The organism is Kibdelosporangium aridum (assembly GCF_900176515.1).
In the GTDB taxonomy this organism is placed as follows: domain Bacteria; phylum Actinomycetota; class Actinomycetes; order Mycobacteriales; family Pseudonocardiaceae; genus Kibdelosporangium; species Kibdelosporangium aridum.
In genome coordinates, this window is record NZ_FWXV01000003.1 from 89,107 (window position 1) to 112,575 (window position 23,469).

Consider the following 23,469-nt stretch of genomic DNA (forward strand, 5'->3'; position numbering starts at 1 on the left):
CATGCTTCTGGCTAAAACTGTTCAGCGACGCTCATCCATCCGGACGAGGTGCCTGCCCGAACCAAGCACCTGTTTCGCACCCGACGGCAGGATAACCTCGGCCTCGGAGTTCACCGGGACCTCGATCTCACCCGCGCCGGCACGCCACGAGACCGAAATACGCCCGCGCACGGTGTCGAGCACCACCCGAGACCCGACGCGACCTGGGACAACCCGGAATCGCGCCCACCCGGGCTCCAGCAGCGAGACCCCGACGGCCCGCTCGACCAGCCAGTTCACGACCAGGCTGAGGGTCGGGTCCTGGTGGCCACGGGACTCCTTCTCCCACGACTCCCAGAACGTCGTCGCCCCCAGCGAACGCAAGTATCCGAACGACGGGTACGTGTCCTGAGTCAGAACCGCGTAAGCCAGGTCAGGCCTTCCGTTGTCGGACAAGGCGAACGGCAAAGCACCAGTGCCCAGGGCACCTGTGTCGAGGTGCCTGCCCTTGCGTTCCACGTCATCGACCAGGCCCTGGACGACCTGCGCGCGAACCGCGGGCGGTACGAGCCCGAAAGCCAGCGCGACAGCGTTGCCGGTCTGCCGATAGGAACTCTGGATAGCCGTCCGGTACTCCCCTGAGCGCAGGAAAGCGGCGTTGAACTGGCGAGAAATCTCGTCCGCACGAGCCTGCCAAGTCCGGGCCTGTTCCATGCGCCCCAGCTCAGAGGCAATCGCGATCGCGGACCGCAGCGTCTCGATCACATACGCCGTACCGACGAGTGTGCCGCCTTCCGGTGCCATCGGCGTGCCCTTGGGCGGATACCAGTCACCGAAAGTGTCGTCGGCGATGCCGTCGCGCAGCTTGCCCAGCAGCCAGGTGACGTACTTCCGGACGCCCTCGAAGTGTTTCGAGAGAACGGTTTTGTCGCCATACGTCAGCCAATGGCGGTGCACAAGATACGGATACACACCGGTCGACGAAGGCGTCAGCAACCTGCCGCCGCTCAGCGCACCTGAAGGCGTGATCAGCGGAATCTCGCCATCGGCACCTTGGCTGACCCGGATGTCCTCCAGCCAATTCTCGAACAGCGCGGCCATGCCGTACTGGTACAGCATCGGTTGCACCGCCCGATAGGTAGCGCTCGTCCAGCCGTAGCGCCCGACGTCGGGATGGCCGCGCAGGATGTTGCGAGTCGTTCGCTTGCCGGCGTCCGCGATCCACTGCAGCTCAGGGTGATCCAGTTTGATGTCCATTGTGGAAGAGACCGCGCTCGCCTCGGGCACCGCGACCACGTCGACCTCGATCGCGGTTCCGCTGAGCTCGACATAGCGGAACGTCTTGTACGTGAACGAAGGCTCCCACGTGAACTCACCGGAACCGTCCGAAATGTACTCGTCCTGCATGTACCGGCCATCCACCGACGTGTTCTCGTTCCCGCCGGGGATGCCGACATTCACGTGCCCACGCGCGTCCAGCTTCTCGCTGTGCACGAGTTTCACGGCCACGCCTCGCGGCAGCCGCGCCCGGATCCGGACGTGTCCGGCGAGCATCGCACCGAAGTCGTACAGCCGGATGCCGGGAGCGGGCACGCTCACCTTGACCGGGCGGACAGGATCCATGTCCACCACAGGTTCTGCGGTGTACGCGGTCATCCTGCCGCCCGGACTCGGGACGACCCTCGCCGGGCGCCATCCCGTGGCGTCAAACCCCGGCAGTGCCCACCCCTCAAGAGCACGCCGGGCGTCATAGGTTTCGCCTGCGAGCACGGCATCGTAGACCGTCGGGCCCTCGGTGAGCTGCCACGATGGTCCGCTTGAGACCACGATACGTCCGTTGATCTCCACTTGCACCTTGGCTTGCGGCTCGGCGATCCAGCGCGCGAGGTTGCTGGCGTCGGTATCCAGGCCACGAGTCGCGAACATGCCACGGCCCATCGCCAGGCCAATGGCGTTCTTGCCCTGCCGGACAAGCGAGGTCACGTCATGCGTGGTGTACAAGATTCGCTTGTCGTAGTCGGTACCCACCGGCGTCCCGGCAATCCGCCGGCCATTGACCCACACAAGCGCTTGCCCAAAGCCAGACACGTAGAGCCGCGCCGAAACGATCTTGGCCTGGACGTCGAACTCCTGACGCAGCAGCGGGTTCGCGGGCGGGTTGGGCGGAATGCTGTACACCCACCGGTCCTCGCCCGGAACTTCGGTACCGTCGGCGAACGCCACACCCTTCGGATAAGCGTTGGCCTGCAGTCCTTTCCACCCGATGGAGCCGGAACTGTCGCTCAGTTCCAGGTAGTACGAGCCGGGCTCAACGGGTTTGTCGAAGTCCAACCGGCCCTGTGCCTCGCCGTACCTGTCGCCGACCAGACCCGACAACACCTTCGTGCCGATAACGGTGTCACCACGTCGAAGCGTCATCCGGCAGCTGGCCGTTTCAGTCACTGCCAACAGGACAGTCACTGCCAGCATCTGGCTCTCTGACTCGAAACTCTGGCCGAGCGTGTGGCCTGGTTCCAGGTCGACGGCCGAGTACAACGCCTGCGGCAACGTTTTCACCGGTGGCGGGACGAAGATCCCGCTGCCGATCCACTCGGCCTGCCACTCTTCCGGCTCAAGAAAGGCGGTTTCAAACCAGGCAGGCCCGCTGACCGGGCCTGGCTGGTCGTTCTCGTCCCAGACCTGGATCGTCCAGTGGTAACGCGTCCGCGACCGCAGCGGGCCGCCGGAGTACACTGTGGACTGGCCGGACGACATCACCTTGCCGGAGTCCCAAACACCGGCGACGATGATCCGGTAGGCGGTCTGCTTGCGCCCGGTCCCGTGCCCGGACAGCTGCCAGCCGAACCGTGGATTCGGATTGTCAATGCCAAGTGGATCGGTCACGTGCTCGGTGGTCAGCCGGATCGGCCGGACGCCACCTCTGTTTTCATCACCCCAGGCGGGTATCGCCGAAGCCGCTGTCAGCGCAGCGACTCCGCCGAGGACCACTCTGCGGTTGACCCGTTTCACCACTAACCTCCCCTTGTTGGATAAGGGGATCGTGGCGTGGGTCGCGCGCAACCACGTCCGCTCAGGAGCGGCTCACGCGGTACGCAGATGGTCGTAGTTCTTGACCACGAACGTGTCGTGCATCCGTGTGCCGGACTTGCTGAGCTTCGCCAGAGCGCGGCTGATCGACGGCGGCAACGCGGAGATCACCCGCGACACGTTGGCCAGCGCCCATAGCCCGAAAGGCGTGGCAGGGATCAAGGTCTTGGCCGCGAGATGGGCAAGCTTCCGGCTGTTGCGGACATACTCGATCATCTCGCGCTCGTAGGCCGCGAAACCGCGCTCGTAGTCACCGCCCGCTGCGGCCAACTCCCCTGCCAGCACGTACGCGCCGACGACGGCCAGGCTTGTGCTGCCGCCCACGGCCGGGCCTGGGCAGTAGCCCGCGTCGCCGACGAGCGTGACACGGCCGCGTGACCAGGTGTCCTGCTTCAGCTGCGTGATCGAGTCGAAGTAGAACGCGGGCGAGTGCTCGATCTGCGCAAGCAGGCGGTTCACCTCCGGGTGCAGGCCCTGGAACGCCTGCTTGAGCAATTCCTGCTGCCGGGGAACGTCACGGTAGTGATAGTCGAGCGGCTCACTCCGAAACAGAAAGATGGCACGTGCATCATCCATGTGAGTGGCACTGTACGCCCCTGCCATTCGCCCGACATCGAGGTAGTTCATGAACTCGCCGTCAGGCCCGAACTCCTTCGGCACGGTGACCACGGCGAGGTACGCGCCAATGAACTCACTGGCCGTTTGACCAAACGTCAGCTTGCGTACGTTCGAGTGCAGGCCGTCGGCTCCGACGACTATGTCGAACGTGCGCGGAGCGGAATTCTCGAACGTGACTTTTCCATCATCGGAAATCCCGGTAATGGAATCACCGAAGATGTATTCGACGTCCTTGACGGTGGCGTCGTAGTAGATCTCGCTGAGGTCGTCCCGCATGATTTCGACATGCCGGTCGGACGCGGCCTGGTAGATGTTGCCGAGGTTGATCTTGACCGGCTTGCGCACCCCGCGCCGGTACAGCCGCAACCGGTCGGTGCCCGTGACGTGCTTCTCGACTTCCGGCAGGACGCCCATCTTCTCGGTGATGTCCATCGCCGGGCGGAACAAGTCGATCGCATGCCCGCCCGTCTTGCGCAACACCGGCGAACGCTCGACGACCGTGACGTCAAATCCGTACCTGACCAGCCAATACGCGAGTACGGGACCCGCGATGCTCGCCCCAGAGACAAGTACCTTCATGTCACCCCTCCTGACTTACCGGTAAGTCAGGCTAGCACGGAATCTGACCTACCGGTAAGTCAGCGAGGTCACGCAGCCCAGACCAGCCGAGGCGTCGCTTCGGGACGGTGCCGGATGTAGCGAAGGGCGTTCTCGGCGTGGGCGAGGGCGTACTGGTTTCTGCCGTCGACCGTGGTCATGTACGCGTGCTCATCCAGGGCTATACCCCACGCCACGATTTGCGCATCGACTTGGTTGCCGTACTCAAGGACGACCGCGAACAGCTTGGGTTTGTTGTCGAAAACCATCTCGGTCACATCGGCATCGAAGTCATCGAGGTCACCGTCGTCGAGCATTGAATAGTCCTTTCCCAGAATTGGAAATCCCACTGTTTACCCCTGCCCCAGCAGGGGCCGAATGAACAATCTAAAGCAGAAGTTGCCCCCGACTGAACTAACCGATCAGGTGATTTCGCGATCGAGCGCTTGCCCTCAATACTGGATCACATGCCCACGAAGACCGTTCCCCTGCTGATGCTGAACAACGAATTGCACAGGCTGAAGCGGAAGTCCGGAATCAAAGATGAGGAAACTGCTCGCTACCTGGGCTGCCGCGGTACGAAGATCAGCCGGATCATGAACATGGCGTCGAGACCGAGCGTGGCCGACGTGAAGATGATGGGTGAGCTCTACGGCGCCAGCCCCGAGCAGCTGGCCATGTTGATGGATCTGGCCCGCAACCTGGGCAGAAAGGGCGATTGGACCGGCTACAAGTCGGTCTACCGGGAGTCGGCCCGGCTCTTGATCGACATGGAAGCCCGATGCGACCAGCTCCGCCGGGCGGGAGTCAACATGGTCCCCGGCCTGCTCCAGACCGAGCCCTATGTCCGAGTGCTCAGCCGATTGATGGCCCGGTTCGGCTTCACCTTCGACGAAGACGACACAGTTCAAGCCCGACTGGCCAGACAGGCTGTCCTCCACGGCAACGTGAAGGCGAGCTTCATCCTCTGCGAGTCCGCCCTCAGGCGTGTCTTCGGCGATCGCACGGTGATGTATGGGCAGATGAAGCATCTGCTCACAGTCGCCAGCCAGCCGAACGTCGAGATCCAGATCCTGCCGTTCGCTGGCACCGGCGGCCAGGTCATGTACTCGTGGCTGAGTTTCGCGTTGATCCATGTTCCCAGCCGGGGCATCAGCACTCCGCTGAACTTCGTGCACCTCGAGCAGTTTGACGACGCACGCTTCATCGACGATCCCGACCTGGTCAATAGCTACGAACGGCTGTGGAGCGAGCTGGTGGCTGCGTCGCTTTGCCCGATGGAATCCGTTCATTTCATTGGAAAAATGGTGAAGGAGTACCAGTGATCCGCCTGCGGAAAGGACAGCCCGTTGCGCGAGCACGACTACCTTCCCAGCAGCGCCTTCGACGGCGCCCGCTGGCAAAAAGCAGCCGCCAGTGCACCCAACAGTGACTGCGTGGAATTCACCAAGATCGACAACGCTCAGTGGCAGAAAGCAACTGCCAGCGCCCCCAACGATGACTGCGTGGAGTTTGCCCAGCTTGGGCCCGTGATCGGGCTCCGGGACTCCAAGCTCGGCCCCGACAGCCCCATCCTCCAGTTCACCCCGGCCGAGATCGCCGCCATGCTCGACGGCGCCAAAAAGGGCGAGTTCGACCACCTGATCTGAGCCGTTGACCTACCGGCCAGTCCTGACTTGCCGGTAGGTCACTTACTCTTCTCTCGTGGCCGACACGAAACAGCGCATTCTGGACGCCGCCCGCGAGCTCTTCGCTGCCCAGGGCGTGCAGAAGACCAGCCTGCGGGAGATCGCCGACCGCCTCGGCATCAGCAAACCGGCCCTGTACTACCACTTCTCTTCCCGTGAGGACCTCGTCCGGACCATCGTCGGGCCAGTCATCGACGGCGGCGAGGAGTTCATCCGCAAGCTGGAGCAACAGCCGGAGATCGACAAGCGCACGGTGCTCGAGGAGTACTTCGACCTGCACTACCAGCACCGCGGCGACATCAGGCTGCTCCTCCAGGAGATCAGCACGCTCAGCGACCTCGGCCTGATCGAGCTGGTGGTGGCCTGGCGGGAACGGATCGGCGTACTGCTGCTCGGGCCGGAGCCGTCGCTCGCGCAGTCGGTCAGGGCCACCATGGCGTTGGGCGGGATACAGGACTGCACCATCCAGTTCACCGATGTTCCCCAGGATGAGCTGCGGAAAATCGCCGTCGACGCGGCGATGGAGTTGCTCGGGCTTGAAGAAAATCCGGCCGGGGAAAACCGAACCGGACCTTCCGCCGTCTAGCTGGGCATGACGGATGACGAGGCGGCTTTGGTCCGCCGGATCGCCAAGGGCGATCGGGCGGCCTTCGAGGAGCTGTATCGCCGTACGTCACCGTGGCTGGCTGTGCGGCTGCGCCGCCGTTGTTCGGACGACCAGGTCGTCTCCGAGGTCATGCAGGAGACATACCTCGCGGTCTGGCGTGCGGCAGGCGGCTTCGCAGGCGCGGCGGTAGACGGCAGCGCGGTCGGGTGGTTGTGGACCATCGCGGCCCACCGGCTCGTCGACGTCTTCCGCAAGCAGAAGAAGCACGCCGAGGTCCGGCACGAAGTCCCCCAGGACTCCCCGGCCGCCGAGGACGAGGCGCTGTCCGGAACCGTCGGGGCCGAGTTGGGCGCCGCACTCGACGAACTGGCGCCTGAGCTGCGTGACGTCCTGCAGGCGATGGTGCTCGATGGGCTGACCGTACGCGAGACGTCGGTCCTGCTCGGAGTGCCCGAGGGAACCGTGAAGACCCGAGCGCGTCGTGCGCGAACCCTTTTGAGGGAGGCGCTGTCATGAGCCACGTGTCGGGGGACCTGGTCCGCAGGTATGCCAATGGGGATACGGACATCCCTGCGGACCAGGTGTGGGCATTGGAGGCGCACATGGAGACGTGTGCGTCCTGCCGTCTCCTCCTGGCATCGCATGCCGAGCAGGTCACGCCTTTGCTCGACACAGTTTGGGCGGAGCTCACGCCGACTGAAACGCCCGCCAAGCATCGCCGCAGGTTTTGGGTCGTGTCTTCGGCTGGTCTGCCGTGGATCGGGATGACGATCCTGGTAACCGCCGTCGCGATGCTGCTCGACCTTATAGCGCCACTCAGCATGTCGTTGGTGCTCCTCTTCGCACCGATCGCGCCCATGGTGGGTGTGGCGGCCTCGTGGAACAAGAACGCCGATCCGATGCACGAGCTCGTCGCCGGAACGCCCCGTGCGGGCCTGGAGCTCGTGCTGCGGCGAACCGTCTCGGTGCTGCTCCTCGTCATCCCCGCGCTTTTTCTTGCGGGACTGCCAGTTGACGCATCACCGGCGATGTGGTTGTTGCCGTCCTTGGCTTTCACGACCGGAGCGCTCGCTTTCGGTTTGCTCATCGGGGTCACCCCGGCCGCGAGCGTGCTCGGGATCGTGTGGGTCCTCGTCGTCGCCGGTCCGAGCGTGATCAACAACCAACTGCCGGTGGTGCTGCAGCCGGCCAGCCTACCCTTCTGGGCGTTGTCCATTGCCGGGTTCATCGCGGTGCTGGCCCTGCGGGCCGATGCGTACGCGCGACTGTTGCGTTAAGGGGAACATTTTGGGACGCGTGGTGAAGACGGCGGAGACTGCGCCGACGACGTACGCATGGGAGATCCACACCTCGGACCTGCGGGTGCGGGCCGGCCGCCGGATGGCCGTGAACGGGTTGGATCTGTCGATGGGTATCGGCGTGCACGGCATCCTCGGGCCGAACGGCGCCGGTAAGACGACGTTGATCCGTGCGCTGGCAACGGTTGTCCGTCCAGCGGGTGGTTCGATCGAACTGCTGGGGTCGCCGCCGAGTGGACGTGACCTCCGGCCGGTCCGACGGCAGATCGGTTACCTGCCACAGCAGTTCGGCTTCTACCCCCGGTTCACCGTACGGGAGTTCGTCGAGTACATGGCGTGGCTCAAGGAAATGCCGAAGGCCGAGATCCCAGGTGCGGTGCAACGCGCGATCGACCGAGCGGACCTGACAGCCCGGGCCGACGACAAGATGAAAACGTTGTCCGGCGGCATGGTCCGGCGCGTGGGCATCGCGCAGGCGATCGTCAACGACCCACGGATCCTGTTGCTGGACGAGCCGACCGTCGGCCTGGATCCCGCACAGCGCATCCAGTTCCGGGAACTGTTGCGGTCGTTGAGCGGGGACACGTGTGTCGTCGTGTCGACGCATCTGGTCGAGGATGTCGCAGCCGCGTGCACGGATGTCGTACTGATGGACGAGGGAAAGCTGGTGTTCCAGGGAACTGCGGAGTCGTTGGCCGCCGCCGGTGGCGATTCCGACATCGGCGACAGCCCGGCCGAACGCGGCTACTCGGCTTTGCTGGGGCGTGCGAAATGAGGGCGCTGGGTATCGAGTTGCGGCGCTCGGCCGCGCTCTGGGCCGGTCTGCTGATCGTCCTGGTCGGTCTTGGTTTCTTCTACGCTCTTCCCGGGCCGTGGGGCAAGGGCTCGGACGCGTGGACCGAGGAATGGTTCTCGCTCGCGATGTGGCAGCGCTGGCTGTTGAACCTGTTGTGGCCGTTGGCGGTGGGTGCGGGCGCGTGGCAAGGCAGGCGGGACCGGCGGTCCAAGATGGACGAACTGCTGTCCGCGACACCAAGACCGGCGTTCCAGCGGGCGCTCCCGCCGGTTGTCGCGATGTGTGCCGGTGTGACCGCGGCGTATCTCGTGATCTTCTTCGTCGGCGCGGTCCAGGTGATCGGGAACGCGAGCTACGTCGGCGTCGGTTGGGTGCCCGTGATGCTGGTCGGCATCCTGTCGATGATCGCCGCTGTGCTGGCTGGAATGGGCGTCGGCCGGATCTTCCCGTTCCTGCTGACCGCACCGATCGCCGCGGTGCTCACCATGGCCGCGACCACGGTGGCGCTGGTCGGCGCCCCGGGAACCGGCAGCGTTGTCGAGGGGACGGTGTCGTGGCAATTCGCCCTGTTGACTCCGGTCTTCGACTTTCAGGACGACTTGTTCGTGACGGTGTCCACTCCGGTGAACCTGGTGCAGGCCTTGTGGTTCGCCGGATTGACGATCACCGGATTCGGGTTGCTGACGCTCGTCGGCCGCAAAGCACGCCTGCTGGCGCTACTCCCCGCCCTCGCCGCGCTCGCGATCACACTGCCGCTGTTGCCTTCGTCCGCGGCGGGCATACTCACGCCGGACACCTCTGCAGCCGCCTTGGTCTGCGAGGACCGCGTGTGCGTGTCACGGCTTCATCAGGACCACCTGCCCGAGATCGCCGGTCCGGTTCGGCAGGCACTGACTCAACTGGCGAAGCTGCCTGGCGCGCCGACGGTGGTTCAGGAGGCGCGGATGTCCCAGTTCACCATGGACACGTTGCCGCCGTCGGCTGACATCGTGTTCTTCCACTTCGACGACTACGAGTTCCAGTTGAACCCGCGACGGACCATCCTCGCCGGGCCTGACCTGCACCGGTACTGTGACTGGGAAATCGGCAAGCATGCGGCTGCGCGGCGAATGGTGGTGGCGTCGTGGTTCGACGGCGAACTGCGACCGGTCGCGTCCCGCAACACGACCAACCGAGACGTCGAGACCGAAGCCAAGCGGATGTGGCAGGAGTTGCGTGCGCTACCGGTCGACCAGCAGCCGGCGAAGGTCGCTGAACTGCGTGCCCAGAGCCCTGAGTGCTGACAATGCGCCTACTCGTGCTGTACCTGCGCTCTCGCGGTGCGCCCGCGGCGTTCACGGCTCTGCTCGCGACAGCCATCGGTGCGTGGGCACTCGACAGTCCCGAGCCGAAGATTTCGCTGGTAGCCCTTGGCATGGGCACCGCAGTGGCCGCGGTCGGCCTTGGCGGTGCGGATGTCCAGCTCGACCGTACCGGGGCCATCGCGTGGCCGGTCTGGCGCGCGGCGCACCTGCTGTCGATCGGCCTGGTCGTGTTCGGCCTGACGGCCGCGGTCGATCTGTGGGACGTTTCCGTGGTGCTCCGCAACGCTCTGGGACTCGCCGGATTGGCTGGTTTGGCCGCGGCGGTGCTGGGTAACCAGCTGGCGTGGACGTTACCCGCCCTCTGGGCCACCGTGTGCGTGTTCGGCCCACGGGACAGCGAGATCCTGACGTGGCTGTCCCAGCGCTCGGATTCCACCACTGCCGTAGTCACGGCTTCAGTGATCGGAACGGTCGGTCTGGCGGCGTACGCGTTCGCCGGCCCTAGAGGTACTTCGTAGCCTCTTTCCTGGACAACGGTGAAAGGTCTGGGTGCGTGCTGACGAACGTGCGCACCCAGGCCGCGTCCACTTTGGAGTGCTGACGCAGTGCCCAGCCGATGCCCTTGCGCAGGAAGAAATCCTTGTCGTGGATGTTCGCCTCGATGGCCTCGGCGAGGAGCTCGGTGTCCACTTCGGTCTTGGCGCCCACCTGGCAGATGATCGACGTGCGGCGCCGCCAGAGATCCTTGTCGGTCGCCCACGCACGCATAATGGGCGCGACGTCGTCCCACTCCCTGAGCAGAATGGGCCCGACGCGCCGAATCGCCAGCTCGTCGACGAAATCCCACCACGCGCCGGTGACGATCATCTCGTCGTACATCGGCAGCAGATCCTTGGTCTGCCACTTGGCGTACCGGCGATCCCCGGTCAGGTCGATGGCGAGGTACCGCTCCTCGCGGTACTCGGCACCCCGCCACAGTTCAAGCGTTGTCTTTCTTAGCTCGTCCACATCGGACATCACATGCTCGGCGAAGAGCTTCTTGGCCAACGCGGCCCGTTCCGGCTTGGCCACGCCACGAAACGGCATCTCGGACTTCATGTACCGCTGCATCTCCGGCGCCTTCGCCGGATCCGCGGCACGCTTGAGCTCAACCCGGACCGCGTCGACCAAATCGCTCATGCCCGGAGACTACGCCCGCGCACCGACAATCAGCCTTGTGGCGGGAACATCAGGTCGATGTCGGGTGTCGTCTGACCGGCCGTCACGCGCACGGGCGTGGGGTACTCGTACCGGGGTGTCCCCATGGCGACGTAGCTGATCTCGACCTGCTGGGTGTTCAGGCCCGGCACCATGTACGTGAGCGTCGTGGAGTCCTTGACAGGCTTCGGGCTCGCGTAGTCACCGGTCCACCTGTTCACCACATCGATGGACATGTACTGCCCGCGATCCGGCGCGTTGACGAGCTTGCCCGTGATCCGGCCCTCAGGCTCCAGCTTGGCGTGCAGGGCCGTGGTCACGCCGCTGCGCACCCGGACCGTCGAAGCTGCGAGACGGTTCGGCGCGTTGCCGGACCACTCCCACGCGTACCGGCCAGCGAAGTCGGGGAACTGCACGACCCAGTCGGCCGCCGCGAGCCCGGTGATCTTGTACTCACCCGCGTCATTGCTGCACGTCACACCCGGAAAACCGCCGAATCCCTTGCCGGCGGGCGTTGGCATCGGGCACAACCCGGCCACCGGAGCGCCAGTGGTCGCGTCAGTCACGACACCGGCGATCTCACCGGGCGCCCCCATCATCACGTTGACCCGCGTGACGCGGTCCTTCGCCTCGAACCACTTCGCCTTGGCGAACTCACCCGTGGGGCCGTGCGCACCGATCCAGTGACTGCCGTACGAGCCGTCTCTCGACCAGACATAGAACCGGTGGCGGTTGGTGTAGTAGTTCCTGACCTTCCCGGAACTGTCGCTGCACTGAACCATGACCTGCGGCTCGACCACACCCCGGTCACTCTCGTCGACCATGCCAAGGCACACGTTCTCGACCGGCGCACCGGTCCCGGCATCCACAAAGGACACCTCGAAGCCTGGAAGTTCCGCAGCGGCAGCGGGTACGGCCAGCGCCATCACACCGACAAGGGCAACGCCCATCGCTTTGATCATCATGTACTCCCCCGCACAAGCAATCAGGCGAGGCCCCGTTGACCTCGCCTGATCACTATGCGGCGGCACAAGGCCACTCGCAAAGACACTTACGCCTCAGCGCAAAGTCGCACCGAACCGCTCGGACACCACGGCGACCGCGGTCTCCTTGGCGGCAGTGGCTTCCTCCACCGTCAATGTCTTGTCGGCCGCACGGAAGCGCAACGAGTAAGCCAGCGAACGCTTTCCTTCGCCGAGCTGCTCGCCGGTGTAGACGTCGAACAGGTGCAGGTCCTCCAGCAGGTCGCCGCCGCCCGACTTGAGTGCCTCGGTCACCTCGGCGACCGGGACGGAGGCGTCGAGCACGAGTGCCACGTCCAGCAGCACCGGTGGGTACGGCGAGACCTTGGGCGCCGGGCGGTGTTTCTGGATCGGCAGCAGGTCCAGGTCCAGCTCCATCGCACACGTGCGCTTCGGCAGTCCGAGTGCTTCGACGACCTTCGGGTGCAGTTCGCCCGCGTGCCCGACTGGGAAGTCGCCCACGCGAAGCTCGGCGCACCGGCCTGGGTGCCACGGCATCAGTGAGCCAGCCTGGACCGTCAGTTCGACGCCCGCGACGGCGGCCACGTCTTGCGCGGCCTGGACGGCGTCGGCCCAGGTGGCCGGTTCGCCCTTGCCCCACCAACCCGGGCGCTGGCGGTTTCCTGCCAGCACAACGGCAACGTGCACGGGCTGCGCCGGAAGGGCTGCCTTCAGGGTGGCGATCTCCGCGTCGGAGGGGCGTTGGTCGACCGGCACCTCGGGCACCGGGACCTGCTGCACCTTGGGCAGCACGACCTGTCCGATGTGGAAAAGCGCGACATCCCGCATACCACGGGAAACGTTGCGGCCCAACGCTTCCAGCAAACCAGGCAGCAACGTCGACGTCATCTCGTTGCGGTCGGCCTCAAGCGGGTTGAGGACCTTCACGGTCTGCCGCCGCACGTCGTCCTCGGGCAGCCCGAAGGCGTCCCAGGTCGCCGGGGACACGAACGTCATCGGCATGACCTCGACGTAGCCGACGTCCGCCAGAGTCCGGGCGACGGCACGACGGCGACGCTGCGAAGGCGTCAGGCCGCGACCGGCAGGCGCGGCGGGCAGCACGGACGGGATCGTGTGATACCCCTCCAGCCGCAGGACTTCCTCGACCAGGTCGGCAGGGCGGGTCAGGTCGGGACGCCACGTCGGCGGCGTCGCGATCACCGCGGCACGACCGGCCTCCGTCGTCGCCACCTCGACGCCGCAGCCGATCTGGCTCAACCGCCGAGCGGTCACGCCACGCGGGTAGTTGATGCCCGCGACTCGGTCCGGCAGGTCGATCTCCATCAGCACCGGACCGGGCAGCTCAGGCCGTCCGACATCGGTGCGGCCGGGCTGGATCCGTGCTTCGCCGTGCTCACGCAGCAACTTCGCGGCGAGTTCCGCCGCGGCCGGAGCCAGCGCCGGGTCGACCGAACGCTCGAAACGCTTGGAGGCCTCGCTGGGCAGCTTGTGCCTGCGGACCGCACGCGCGATCGACGGCGGGTCCCAGACGGCCGCTTCCAGCAGGATGTCCGTGGAGTCCGGGCGGACCTCGGTCGACGCGCCACCCATCACACCGGCAAGCGAGATCGGGCCGGTCTCGTCGGCGATCACGATGTCGTCCGGGTCGAGCGCGCGCTCGACGTCGTCCAAAGTGGTCAGTTTCTCGCCGGCCTGCGCGCGGCGCACGGTCAGGTTGCCCTTGACCGACGAGGTGTCGAACGCGTGCATCGGCTGCCCGGTCTCGAGCATCACGTAGTTCGTCACGTCCACCGCGAGCGAGATGCTGCGGATCCCGGACAGCATCAGCCGCCTGCGGATGAACCACGGCGTCGGCGATGTCGGGTCCAGCCCCGTCACGCGACGGAACACAAACCGCGAGCAACCCAGCTGGTCCTCGATGTGGACGCTGTGCGCCTCGCCCTCGGCACCGGGCACCGCGATCGCCGCCGGGTCGACCAGCGTCGTCTCGAACGCGATCGCCAGCTCACGCGCCAGGCCACGCACGGACATCGCGTAGCCTCGATCCGGCGTGATCTCCAGGTCGATAACGGTGTCATCGAGTCCGAGCAGCGGCGACGCGTCGTCGCCAGGGCTCGCCTCGCCGCTCGGCAGCACCATGATCCCGGCATGGTCGTCGCCGAGGCCCAGCTCACGGGCCGAGCAGATCATGCCGTTGGACGTGCGGCCGTACGTCTTGCGTGCGGAGATCGCGAACCCGCCGGGCAGCACGGCACCAGGCAACGCGACGACGACAAGGTCACCCTCGGCGAAGTTCGAGGCGCCGCAGATGATTCCCCGAGTCTCGACGTCTTCGTCGTCGTCGCTGTCGCCGACGTCGACCTGGCAGTAGCGGATCGGCTTCTTGAAGTCCTTGAGCTCCTCGATCTCCACCACGCGGCCGACCACGAGCGGGCCGGTCACCTCGTCGAGCGAGCGCATTTCCTCGACCTCGAAGCCCAGGTTCACCAGCGCCTCGGAGATCCGGTCCGAAGACAGCCCTTCAGGCAGGTCGACGTACGCCTTCAGCCAGCTGAGCGGGATTTTCACTCCGCCTCCGTTCCGAACGCCGTCGTGAACCGGACGTCCCCTTCAACCATGTCGCGCATGTCCGGAATGCCGTTTCGGAACTGCAATGTCCGATCAATGCCCATTCCGAACGCGAAACCGGAGTAGACGTCCGTGTCCACGCCGCAGGCGCGCAGCACGTTGGGGTCGACCATGCCGCAGCCGCCCCACTCGACCCAGCCCGCGCCGCCCTTCTTCTCCGGGAACCAGACGTCCACCTCGGCCGACGGCTCGGTGAACGGGAAGAAGTTCGGCCGGAAGCGGGTCTTGGACTCCGGACCGAACATCGCCCGGGCGAAGTGGTCCAGGGTGCCCTTCAGGTGGGCCATCGTGATGCCCTTGTCCACCGCGAGGCCCTCGATCTGGTTGAAGACCGGCAGGTGGGTGGCGTCGATCTCGTCGGTCCGGTACGTGCGGCCCGGGCAGACCACGTAGACCGGCAGCTCACGGTCCAGCAACGAGCGGACCTGCACCGGCGAGGTGTGCGTGCGCAGCACCAGGCCGGAGTCCGCGGGCGCTATATAGAACGTGTCCGACATCGTCCTGGCCGGGTGGTCCGGCAGGAAGTTCAGCGCGTCGAAGTTGAACCACTCGGCCTCGACCTCGGGGCCTTCGGCGACCTCGTAGCCCATGCCGACGAAGACGTCCGCGATCAACTCGGACAGCGTGCTGACGGGGTGACGCGCGCCACGCGGTACTCGATCCCATGGCAGCGTGACGTCGACCGTCTCCTCGCGCAGGACGCGCTCGTCGCGCTCGATCTCCAGCTGCGCGCGGCGCTCGTCGAACGCGGCCTTCACCGCAGTCTGCGCTTCGTTGACGCGCTTGCCGGCCTCGGAGCGGGCCTTGGGCGGCAGCGCGCCGATCTCCCGGCGAGCCACCAGCAAGGGCGACTTCTCACCGAGGTGAGCTGGTTTGACTCCGGCGAGGGCTTCGAGGCTGTCAGCGGCGGAAAACTCAGCCTTAGCCTTGTCGACCGCCTGCTGAAGCGTCTCCGGCGCGAGCGCCGCGACCTCTTTAGGGTCGTAGGGGTCGTTGGCTCCAGACATCGGTGCTGGACATCTCCTCGGGTCCACAAGTGCGTGTGTTCACCTGAAACAGGCAACAGCGGTAGCCCAACGATCGTAGGCGACCCTCACTTCGCGCAACTCAATAGGTCACATAAGGGCCCATTCGCGCCGCGGGGTAACGACCTGAACACTCGCCCGATAGAGTGACGCGCGCGACATTACGCGTTGCTCCCACGGCATTCCGAGGTCAATTACCACTCATGTCCAGATCGTTCGGCGTCGATCTCCGAGGCATCATCGAGCTGCTCAGCCAGCACCTCTACTCCAGCCCTCGGGTCTACATCCGGGAACTGCTGCAGAACGCGATGGACGCGATCACCGCGCGGGACGGCGTACAACCGGGCGGACCGGCGTGGATCGCCATCGAACCGGCCGAGCGCACCGGCGACGGCACACTGCGGATTTCCGACAGCGGCGTAGGACTGACCGAGGACGAGGTGCACACCTTGTTGTCGACGCTCGGTCGTACCTCCAAACGCGACGAGCTGGGCTTCGCCCGGCAGGACTTCCTCGGCCAGTTCGGTGTGGGGCTGCTCTCGTGCTTTCTGGTCGCCGACGAGATCCGGCTGGTCAGCCGGTCGGCCAAGGGCGGACCGGCAGTGCGGTGGACCGCCGACGCTTCGGGCACATATGAAGTAGTCGCCGATGAATCGGCACGGGCGCAGGTCGGCACGACCGTCACGCTCGTGCCCCGCAAGGACGCCGAACACTGGCTGCAGCACGACATGGTCGCCGCACTGGCACGGGAATTCGGCGAACTGTTGCCGGTCGATGTGCGGATCGGCGACTCGTTGCTCACCCAGCCCGCATTGCCCTGGGAACGCGGGACCGACTTCACCGAGCGGATGACCGCGTACTGCGAGCGGACGTTCGGCTTCCGGCCGTTCGAGATCCTGCCACTGGACATCCCCGCGGCCGGGCTGACCGGTGCGGCGTTCGTGATGCCCGACGCGGCGCATCCCGGTGCCCGCCAGGCACACCGGATCTACTTGAAGCGCATGCTGGTCGGCGACTCTGTCGAAGGACTGCTTCCCGACTGGGCGTATTTCGTGCGCTGCGCGGTGAATTCGTCCGCGCTCCGGCCGACCGCGAGCCGTGAGTCGCTGTACCAGGACGAGACGTTGCTGGCGATCCGCGACGAACTCGGCACAGTGTTGAAGGACTGGCTCGTGCGGCTCGGCGCGACCGAGCCGGAGCGTGCCGCCGCGTTGCTGGCCAAACACCAGCTCGGGATGAAGTCGGTGGCCCTGGTCGACGACGAACTGCTCCGGCTCGTGGAACACTGGCTGCCCTTCGAGACCACGGACGGGAACGTGACGTTGCGTCAGTTCCGCCGCCGCCACAACACCATCCTGTTCACCTCGGATGTCGACGAGTTCCGTCAGCTCGCACCCGTCGCACAAGCGCAGGGTCTGGGTTTGCTGAACGCCGGTTACGCGTACGACGCGGAGTTGATGCGACGCCTCACCGAGGTCGACGGCTCCGCCGCGACTCGCCGGGTGATGCCCAGTGAGCTGTTCGCGACCATGGACCGGCCGGATCCCGTGGTCGAGGCGCAACTGCGCAGCAGCCTCAAGCTCGCGCAGGAAGTGCTGGACCGGCACGACTGCGAGGCCGTCCCGCGCGAGTTCGACCCGGTGTCGTTGCCCGCCTTGTTGATCACCGACGCGGACCGGGAACGTCAGCGCGACACCGCGGAAATCGGCTCGCAGAGCGATCCGCTGTGGGCGGAGTTGCTCGGGCAGCTGGCCGAGCCGACGTCATCGGCGAGCCAACAACTCGTGCTGAACACACGTAATCCTTTGGTGCAACGGCTTTCCGAGCTGGGCGACAAGACGCTCGCCGAGCTGACCGTCGAGTCGCTCTACGTGCACGCGCTGCTGCAGTCCAGGCGCCCCATGCGGCCCAAGGACACCGCCGCGCTCAACCGGTCCTTCCTCGACCTGCTGGACAGGGCGGTACGCAGATGACCGATCCGGTACGGCTGTTCGCCGAAGCCTTGGACATGCCAACGGGCATGGCCAAGCACGAGGCGCTGGAGCGGGCCGCGCGCGCCGCGGACGCGAGCGGCGACAAGCACCTGCCTGCGGCCTGCCGGCTGGCTCTGATCGAGTCTTGCTACTACCTCAACCGGTACGACCTGATCCTCGCGCCGATCGCGTGGTGTCACACCGCGGAGCAGCGTGACCCGTCGGTGTTCAGCGACAGCGACATGCGCAGCCTGAACTGGGCGCACAAGTGGGTGCCGGTCGGACTGCGGCGTGACCCCCGGTTCACCCTCGCGCAGATCGAGTCGGTGCTGGACGCGTTGGAGTCGCGGTACAAGCGGTTCGGCTTCTCGCTGCAGCCGGTCTGGGGTCAGCGTGCCCTGACTGCCGCTCATGTTGGCGACTTCGAGTTGGCCGACGAGCACTTCGCGCGGTTCATCGCCACCGAACGCGACGACATGTCCGACTGCGCGGGCTGTGTGGTGGAAGAACAGGTCGAGCACCTGGTCATGCGTGGACGGTATGAGGAAGCGTTGCGCCATGCGGAACCCGCATTGGCTGGGCGGTTCACGTGCAGCACTCAGCCACAGGGAGTGCTCACTGCTCTGTTGCCCGCGTTGACCGCTCTCGGCGAGATCGAACGGGCGCGGGACGCGCATTTGGTCGCGTATCGGCAGTCGCGTGAGCAAGCGAGCCAGGGTTACGTCGGACTGCATCTGGAGTTCTGCGCGGTCACCGGCAATGTGCCGCGTGGCATGGAGTTGCTGCGTCGGCACCTCGACCAGGTCCATCACGCGACCAGCCCGATCGGCACGATGAACTTCGCGGCCAGTGCGGCTTTGCTGTTGAGCCGTCTCGATTCGGATCGGATCGAGCTCGCGGTTCCGTTGCCGGGCGGCGAGATTTCCCGGATGACCGCCGGGCACTTGCGGGAGTATCTGACTTCGCGGGCGTTGGAGCTGGCCGCCGAGTTCGACAAGCGCAACGCAACCACCCGGCAGTCCAGCCGTATCCAGTCCATTCTGGACGCTCCGGATGTGGTGCATGTTCCGTTGGCCGTGCCGAATCCGGCCCCTGAGCCTGCTCCGGTCACCGCTGATCCGGTCGAATTGGCTTACCAGGCGCATTTGGCGTACGAGGAGAACGACTTCCTGACCGGGTACCGGTTGCTGAAGTCGCTGCCCGCCGACTTGGACCCGTTGCTGCCCTCGAAACTCGCGGTTCAACTGGCCGCCCGGCGGCTGGTGGTGTTCCCCGGCGCCGACGTGCTCGACTCGCTGCCCTTGGCTGTGCAGCGGCTGGTCGAGGTCGGCGATCTCGACCAGGCGGCCCGGTTCCACGCGCGGCTCGGCATGCTGCGGGCGGAGGCCGGCGATCTCGACGGCGGCATCGCCACAGTCGAACAAGCGCTTGAGTCAGCCGAGGCGCACTCGGCTTCGGCCGGCCGGATCCTGGTCCGGCTGATCCTGTGCGAACTGCTGGACCACCGGCACGAGCACATGCGGGCGACCTCGTTGCTGGACGAGGCACTGGAACTGGCCAGGGAAACGGCCTCGGAACGGGTCACGTCGGTCATCCTGGAGCAAGCCGATCACGAGGCGCGCCAAGGAAACCTCGACGACGCCGACAAGATCATGGACCAGGTCCTCACGACGCCAGGGTTGCGTCCCGGCGACCGGTTCCACGCACTGCGGGCCCGGATGGCGATCGCCGAGGTGCGCGGGGACGTCGAGCTGGCGTTGCAGACTTCGGCCGAGCTGGTCGAGTTCGTGCGCAACTACCCAGGACCGTGGCGGCCGGACGTATTGCTGCACCGAGCGTCCATGCTGGACAACCTGGACCGCGCCGGTTCCCATCTGCGCGAGCTGGTCGACACCGTTGCCGTGTGCCGTACCGAAGGAAGCCCTTTGGAGACAGCGCATGCGTGTTACGTGTTGTCTTCCGGTTACTTGGCGCACGGCCGATTGGTCGAGGCCGCTGAGGCGCTTGAGGAAGCCTTGCGCCTATTGCCTTCGGACGCAGAGGAAGAAGCCACCCTCCGGATCCGCTACCGCCTCGGCTCAGTGTGCGCGGAACTCGGCGAGCACGCCGAAGGCCGCAGGCACTTCCAGGCGATGCTGGACCTGGTCGCCGACGCGCCTTCGGCCTCACAGGCGATGGTGTGGGCCGGTCTGGGCTCCACCAACCACGCACTGGAGTCGTACGAGGAAGCCGAGCGGTGCCACCGTCGGTCAGCGGAACTCTGGGAAGAAGCCGAACTGCCCGTCGAAGCCTGCCGAGCGTGGATCAAGACGGCGGCCGCGATCGCCGACGATTCACCTCAGGTGGCTCTGGAGGCCTTGGAGCGAGCCTCAGCCCATATCGAAGACGGCGAGCTGGCGGCCAGGCTCACCGCGGAGATGCTGGAACTGCGGGGGTACACGTACACCCAACTCGGCGAGCACGCGGATTCTTTGGCCGACAACATGCGGGCGGCGGAGATCGTCCGTGACCTCGGTGAACCCGACTGGGAGATCTTCCTGATGGTCCGGGCCGCCCGTAACCACATCGCCATGCAGGCACCCGGGAAGGCCGAGACATGGGCGAAGGACTCGGTCGAGCTGATCTCCGAGGACACGCCACCGAGCATCATCGCCCGAGTACTCGACGTCCTGACCCGCGCCCTGGAAGCCCAGTCGAAACCAGTCTCCCAGGACGCGACAGTCCGGTCCCTCACCGCCCGCCTGCGCTCCTAAAACCCGTGCCCACCGTTCCAGCCCCGGTGTGTCCACCGTTCCAGCACGGTGTGTCGACCTTTCCAGCCCAGTGTGTCGACCTTTCCGGCACTATGAAATCGCAGTGCGGTTCCCGGCTGGGGAATTTCAGTGTGCTGGAATGGCGGACACGGGGTGCTGGAATGGTGGACACGGCTTCTTGGGCTAGGTGATTCGGTAGGCGTTGGTGAAGGTCTGCTCCACCTTGTTGCCTGCCCTGTCTGTCGCGGACACCCGCAACGACGCGAACTTGGCCTTGGTGTTGTTCAATTCCAGGCCGTACCACGTGTCACCGGCGGGGATGACCGGGACCTTGTGCCATGTGGTCGAGTCGAAGGACGCCTCCAGACTCACGTTCTTCACCGGAGACTGAACGCTGCCGGGGTTGCGCTGGAACTGGATCGGCAACAGCAGCAGACGGTTCGCCTTCGCCGCGTTGTGACTGTCCAGATTGGGCGAGATGCTCGCCGTCATCAACGGCAGCGCGGCCTTCTCCGCTGTCGCCGACTTGAACGTCCACACCGTGTGAGTCTTGCTGGACAGGGGCAGGAACTCCGGTTTCAGCTCCAGGGTCACCTCCGCGCGATACACGGACTCCTGTGCGGGCAGCTCGTCGAACCTGTTGTCGAACAGGTTGTCCCGTTCCGACACCAGCTGCCCGTCCCGGTACAGCGTGACCTTGCTCGACTCGGACTTCATCGGATAGCCGATCCGCCCTGGCGTCCCGTCGGAATAGCCGGGGGCGTGGATCCACATTGTGTCGCCGACGCGGACCGAGCTGTAGTTCAGCGGCGAACCCTCCGGCGCGAACGACGGTCCGAAGACTCCCCTGTTCCAGTTCCGCACCGTTGCCTGCCCGGCAACCAACGTCTTGGGCGCGTGCTCTTCGACATTGCTGACGTCAGGGAAACTCAGTGGCTCGGTGCCCTGGTGGAAACTCTGCAGCCAAGTCCGGCCGTCCGCCAGGTAGTACTCGGTGCGGGAGAACGGCAGCGTCATCTGCAGCGGTACGGCGAAGCGACGCTGGACCTCCGCGGTTGAGCCGAACGACCACGTGTACCCGTATTTCCCGTCGGTCATCGCCGCGTAGTTCTGTTTGACCGCAGCGAATTCCCGCTGCTTCAGCTCCGGCGAGAAACCCGTCGGGTAGGTGCCCCGCGTGCCCCAGAACAGGTGGTACACGTACGGGCTGTTGATGTACGTGAAGTCCTTCATCGGGTCCGCGATCTTGACGTTCACCCACGTCTCCAGGTCTTGTTTCGGCACCGCCGGGCCGACCTGGGTGGTGTAGAACGGCGTCACCTTCCCGCCAAGGCCGGACTGCTGAATTCCCGACCCGATCGCGATCCGGCCGAACTGCGACTCGAAGTACCGGTAGAACCCGACATCCTGCATCGCCATCTCGCCCTGCACACCGCGGACCGTCGGCCGGACCAGTTTGGCTGTCCTGGCGTCCAATGTGATCGTCACGTCGCGGTCAAGGTCCAGCGACAGGTACGGAATGTGCGTGAAGTCGCCGTCGCCCTCGATCACCGCGTCCACAATGTACTTTCCCTTGCCGCGGCGCAGGGTCACCGTGCCGTCTTCGTCATGCGGGAAGTCCGTGGCCATGGTGTACGTGTTAAGCAGCATCAGCGAGTTGATCGGGGCAGGCTTGCCGTCCCGGCCGATCAGGCTGATCGTGACGTTGTAGCTCTCGCCTTCCTTGTTCACCGTCATCGGCGTGATCACGCGGGTCTCCCCGGCCGTGGCGACCAAGCGCCCGGCCAGGTGACCGGTCGCGCCGGTGCGTGTGTCGGCGATGACCGTGACGTCGGCCGTGCCGCCTGCCGGAACCGTGACTTCCTTGGGCTCCACGGAGAACACGGACTCCGTGGAGCTCAAGGAAAGCGTGACCGGGTTCGCGCCTGCGTTCCGGTACGTCACGGTCTTGCGGATCGGCTCACCGGTGTGCGGCCAGCGCTGCTGACCGAAGTTCACCGAATTGGTGGCCGTCACCTCTTGCTTGATCGCACGGGCGAGGTCCACCCGGCCCGAGCCGACAGAGTACAGCGCGCCCTCGCCCGTCGACGAGGACATCAAAAGAGACTTCAGCTCGGCCGCCTTCAGGCCAGGCCGTTGCTGGAGAAGCAAAGCCGCCGCGCCCGCCACGTGAGGCGTCGCCATCGACGTTCCGCTTGCCGTCGTGTAGATCTCTTCGACCGGCGGCAGGCCGCTGTTGGTCGCACGGGCTGCGACGATGTTGGTGCCCGGCGCGGCGACCTCGGGCTTGATCGCGCCATCGCCGAGCCGTGGGCCTTCGTTGGAGTACGCCTCGTCGGCGTTCTGCTTGTTCACCGCGCCAACGGAAAGCGCCGCGTCCGCGGTGCTGGGCGAGCTGACCGACTCGGGCCGGTACGCCTGGTTGCCCGCGGCGATCACGAACAACGCACCGGTCTCGGCGGTCAGCCGGTCGACCGCGGTGCCACGCCACGGTATTTGCCGTCGCCCGCGATCGTGGACGCGACGTGTGTGCCATGTCCGAAGGTGTCGTCGGCGTTCTCCTCGGTCGTGAAGTCCTTGGCGTCCACGATCCGGCCGGCGAAATCAGGGTGTGTCGCGTCGATTCCGGTGTCCAGCACCGCGACGGTCACGCCTAGCCGGTGAAGCCCGCCTGCCACGCGGCAGGCGTCCCGATCTGCGGGACACTGTCCTTCAGGCTGAGCTTCCGTTTGCCGTCCAGCCAGACCTTCTCAGGACTGGTCTTCAACTCCTGCCACGCTTGGCCTTCGGCACGCGCCTGGCTTGCATCCGCTGACCGTCCACGATCACCGGGAGGTCCGGCGTGTCGGCGTATCCGAACTCACCGACTCCTTCAGCGAGTGTGTATGCAAAAGGTATGAAGGCGTGAAGGTGTTGCCTAGGTCCGGAAGTCGCGA

Annotated in this window: 19 protein-coding genes; 10 read left to right on the forward strand and 9 right to left on the reverse strand. The window is 65.7% G+C overall.

The features are described from left to right. Positions 1-21 precede the first annotated feature (21 nt). From B9C43_RS19435 to B9C43_RS19445, 3 genes are all read right to left on the reverse strand, one after another. Positions 22-2,988 (reverse strand): family 78 glycoside hydrolase catalytic domain, encoded by a 2,967-nt coding sequence (locus B9C43_RS19435; RefSeq protein ID WP_200825612.1) that lies wholly within the window; start codon positions 2,986-2,988, stop codon positions 22-24. 72 nt (positions 2,989-3,060) lie between these two features. Beyond that, positions 3,061-4,263, reverse strand: a complete 1,203-nt coding sequence (locus B9C43_RS19440; protein ID WP_084428388.1) for an FAD-dependent monooxygenase — start codon at positions 4,261-4,263, stop codon at positions 3,061-3,063. Between the two features lie 68 nt (positions 4,264-4,331). Next, entirely contained in the window at positions 4,332-4,598 is a 267-nt protein-coding gene (locus B9C43_RS19445; RefSeq protein ID WP_084428389.1) for a hypothetical protein, read from the reverse strand. Between the two features lie 177 nt (positions 4,599-4,775). On the opposite strand from B9C43_RS19445, the gene B9C43_RS19450 reads away from it, so the two are divergent. From B9C43_RS19450 to B9C43_RS19485, 8 genes are read left to right on the forward strand one after another with little or no spacing between them, the layout of a single operon-like run. Continuing rightward, the gene (locus tag B9C43_RS19450) at positions 4,776-5,606 is read left to right on the forward strand and encodes a helix-turn-helix domain-containing protein (RefSeq protein ID WP_268811584.1); all 831 of its coding nucleotides are present in this window, start codon (positions 4,776-4,778) and stop codon (positions 5,604-5,606) included. 24 nt (positions 5,607-5,630) lie between these two features. Next, entirely contained in the window at positions 5,631-5,930 is a 300-nt protein-coding gene (locus tag B9C43_RS19455; RefSeq protein WP_235038727.1) for a DUF397 domain-containing protein, read from the forward strand. A gap of 55 nt (positions 5,931-5,985) precedes the next feature. Next, complete coding sequence (locus B9C43_RS19460; RefSeq protein ID WP_084428391.1) at positions 5,986-6,555, forward strand: TetR/AcrR family transcriptional regulator; 570 nt, start codon at positions 5,986-5,988, stop codon at positions 6,553-6,555. Positions 6,556-6,561: 6 nt separating this feature from the next. Next, complete coding sequence (locus B9C43_RS19465; RefSeq protein ID WP_084428392.1) at positions 6,562-7,092, forward strand: RNA polymerase sigma factor; 531 nt, start codon at positions 6,562-6,564, stop codon at positions 7,090-7,092. After that, positions 7,089-7,853: a hypothetical protein gene (locus B9C43_RS19470; protein ID WP_084428393.1), complete on the forward strand. Its 765-nt coding sequence runs from the start codon at positions 7,089-7,091 to the stop codon at positions 7,851-7,853. Before B9C43_RS19465 ends, B9C43_RS19470 begins: the two co-directional genes overlap by 4 nt. Beyond that, a complete protein-coding gene (locus B9C43_RS19475) occupies positions 7,828-8,649 on the forward strand; it encodes an ABC transporter ATP-binding protein (RefSeq protein WP_051896954.1) in 822 nt (273 codons plus the stop codon). Before B9C43_RS19470 ends, B9C43_RS19475 begins: the two co-directional genes overlap by 26 nt. After that, positions 8,646-9,953, forward strand: coding sequence for a hypothetical protein (locus B9C43_RS19480; RefSeq protein WP_084428394.1), 1,308 nt, complete (start codon positions 8,646-8,648; stop codon positions 9,951-9,953). The genes B9C43_RS19475 and B9C43_RS19480 overlap by 4 nt, the downstream gene beginning before the upstream one ends. 2 nt (positions 9,954-9,955) lie before the next feature. Then, positions 9,956-10,492, forward strand: a complete 537-nt coding sequence (locus B9C43_RS19485) for a hypothetical protein (protein ID WP_084428395.1) — start codon at positions 9,956-9,958, stop codon at positions 10,490-10,492. Here B9C43_RS19485 and B9C43_RS19490 read toward each other — a convergent pair. From B9C43_RS19490 to pheS, 4 genes are all read right to left on the reverse strand, one after another. Next, on the reverse strand, positions 10,476-11,153 hold the full coding sequence (locus B9C43_RS19490) for a DNA alkylation repair protein (RefSeq protein ID WP_084428396.1): 678 nt from the start codon (positions 11,151-11,153) through the stop codon (positions 10,476-10,478). The two genes, B9C43_RS19485 and B9C43_RS19490, sit on opposite strands and share 17 nt — an antisense overlap. Before the next feature lie 29 nt (positions 11,154-11,182). Beyond that, positions 11,183-12,133: a hypothetical protein gene (locus tag B9C43_RS19495; protein WP_143446458.1), complete on the reverse strand. Its 951-nt coding sequence runs from the start codon at positions 12,131-12,133 to the stop codon at positions 11,183-11,185. Between the two features lie 96 nt (positions 12,134-12,229). Next, positions 12,230-14,722, reverse strand: coding sequence for a phenylalanine--tRNA ligase subunit beta (pheT, locus tag B9C43_RS19500; RefSeq protein WP_084428398.1), 2,493 nt, complete (start codon positions 14,720-14,722; stop codon positions 12,230-12,232). Then, positions 14,719-15,789 carry a phenylalanine--tRNA ligase subunit alpha gene (gene pheS / locus B9C43_RS19505; protein WP_033389406.1) on the reverse strand — a complete coding sequence of 357 codons (1,071 nt, stop codon included), beginning with the start codon at positions 15,787-15,789 and terminating at the stop codon, positions 14,719-14,721. The genes pheT and pheS overlap by 4 nt, the downstream gene beginning before the upstream one ends. Before the next feature lie 221 nt (positions 15,790-16,010). Between pheS and B9C43_RS19510 the strand changes: the two genes are divergently transcribed. Then, entirely contained in the window at positions 16,011-17,780 is a 1,770-nt protein-coding gene (locus tag B9C43_RS19510) for an HSP90 family protein (RefSeq protein ID WP_084428399.1), read from the forward strand. Then, positions 17,777-20,533, forward strand: a complete 2,757-nt coding sequence (locus B9C43_RS19515) for a tetratricopeptide repeat protein (RefSeq protein WP_084428400.1) — start codon at positions 17,777-17,779, stop codon at positions 20,531-20,533. Before B9C43_RS19510 ends, B9C43_RS19515 begins: the two co-directional genes overlap by 4 nt. Positions 20,534-20,716: 183 nt before the next feature. On the opposite strand, the gene B9C43_RS19520 is transcribed toward B9C43_RS19515, so the two are convergent. Together B9C43_RS19520 and B9C43_RS57560 are read right to left on the reverse strand one after the other, a co-directional pair. Next, positions 20,717-22,972 (reverse strand): S8 family serine peptidase, encoded by a 2,256-nt coding sequence (locus tag B9C43_RS19520; RefSeq protein WP_235038728.1) that lies wholly within the window; start codon positions 22,970-22,972, stop codon positions 20,717-20,719. 23 nt (positions 22,973-22,995) lie between these two features. Beyond that, a complete protein-coding gene (locus tag B9C43_RS57560; protein ID WP_200825613.1) occupies positions 22,996-23,184 on the reverse strand; it encodes a S8 family serine peptidase in 189 nt (62 codons plus the stop codon). Positions 23,185-23,469 lie beyond the last annotated feature (285 nt).

Coding starts and splice junctions, on each gene's coding strand:
- B9C43_RS19470 (WP_084428393.1), top strand. CDS start 7,089: ATGAGCCACGTGTCGGGGGACCTGGTCCGCAGGTATGCCAATGGGGAT.
- B9C43_RS19490 (WP_084428396.1), bottom strand. CDS start 11,153: ATGAGCGATTTGGTCGACGCGGTCCGGGTTGAGCTCAAGCGTGCCGCG.
- B9C43_RS19510 (WP_084428399.1), top strand. CDS start 16,011: ATGTCCAGATCGTTCGGCGTCGATCTCCGAGGCATCATCGAGCTGCTC.
- B9C43_RS19480 (WP_084428394.1), top strand. CDS start 8,646: ATGAGGGCGCTGGGTATCGAGTTGCGGCGCTCGGCCGCGCTCTGGGCC.
- B9C43_RS19440 (WP_084428388.1), bottom strand. CDS start 4,263: ATGAAGGTACTTGTCTCTGGGGCGAGCATCGCGGGTCCCGTACTCGCG.
- pheS (WP_033389406.1), bottom strand. CDS start 15,789: ATGTCTGGAGCCAACGACCCCTACGACCCTAAAGAGGTCGCGGCGCTC.
- B9C43_RS19475 (WP_051896954.1), top strand. CDS start 7,828: ATGCGTACGCGCGACTGTTGCGTTAAGGGGAACATTTTGGGACGCGTG.
- B9C43_RS19445 (WP_084428389.1), bottom strand. CDS start 4,598: ATGCTCGACGACGGTGACCTCGATGACTTCGATGCCGATGTGACCGAG.
- B9C43_RS19515 (WP_084428400.1), top strand. CDS start 17,777: ATGACCGATCCGGTACGGCTGTTCGCCGAAGCCTTGGACATGCCAACG.
- B9C43_RS19465 (WP_084428392.1), top strand. CDS start 6,562: ATGACGGATGACGAGGCGGCTTTGGTCCGCCGGATCGCCAAGGGCGAT.
- B9C43_RS19485 (WP_084428395.1), top strand. CDS start 9,956: ATGCGCCTACTCGTGCTGTACCTGCGCTCTCGCGGTGCGCCCGCGGCG.
- B9C43_RS19495 (WP_143446458.1), bottom strand. CDS start 12,133: ATGATCAAAGCGATGGGCGTTGCCCTTGTCGGTGTGATGGCGCTGGCC.
- B9C43_RS19450 (WP_268811584.1), top strand. CDS start 4,776: ATGCTGAACAACGAATTGCACAGGCTGAAGCGGAAGTCCGGAATCAAA.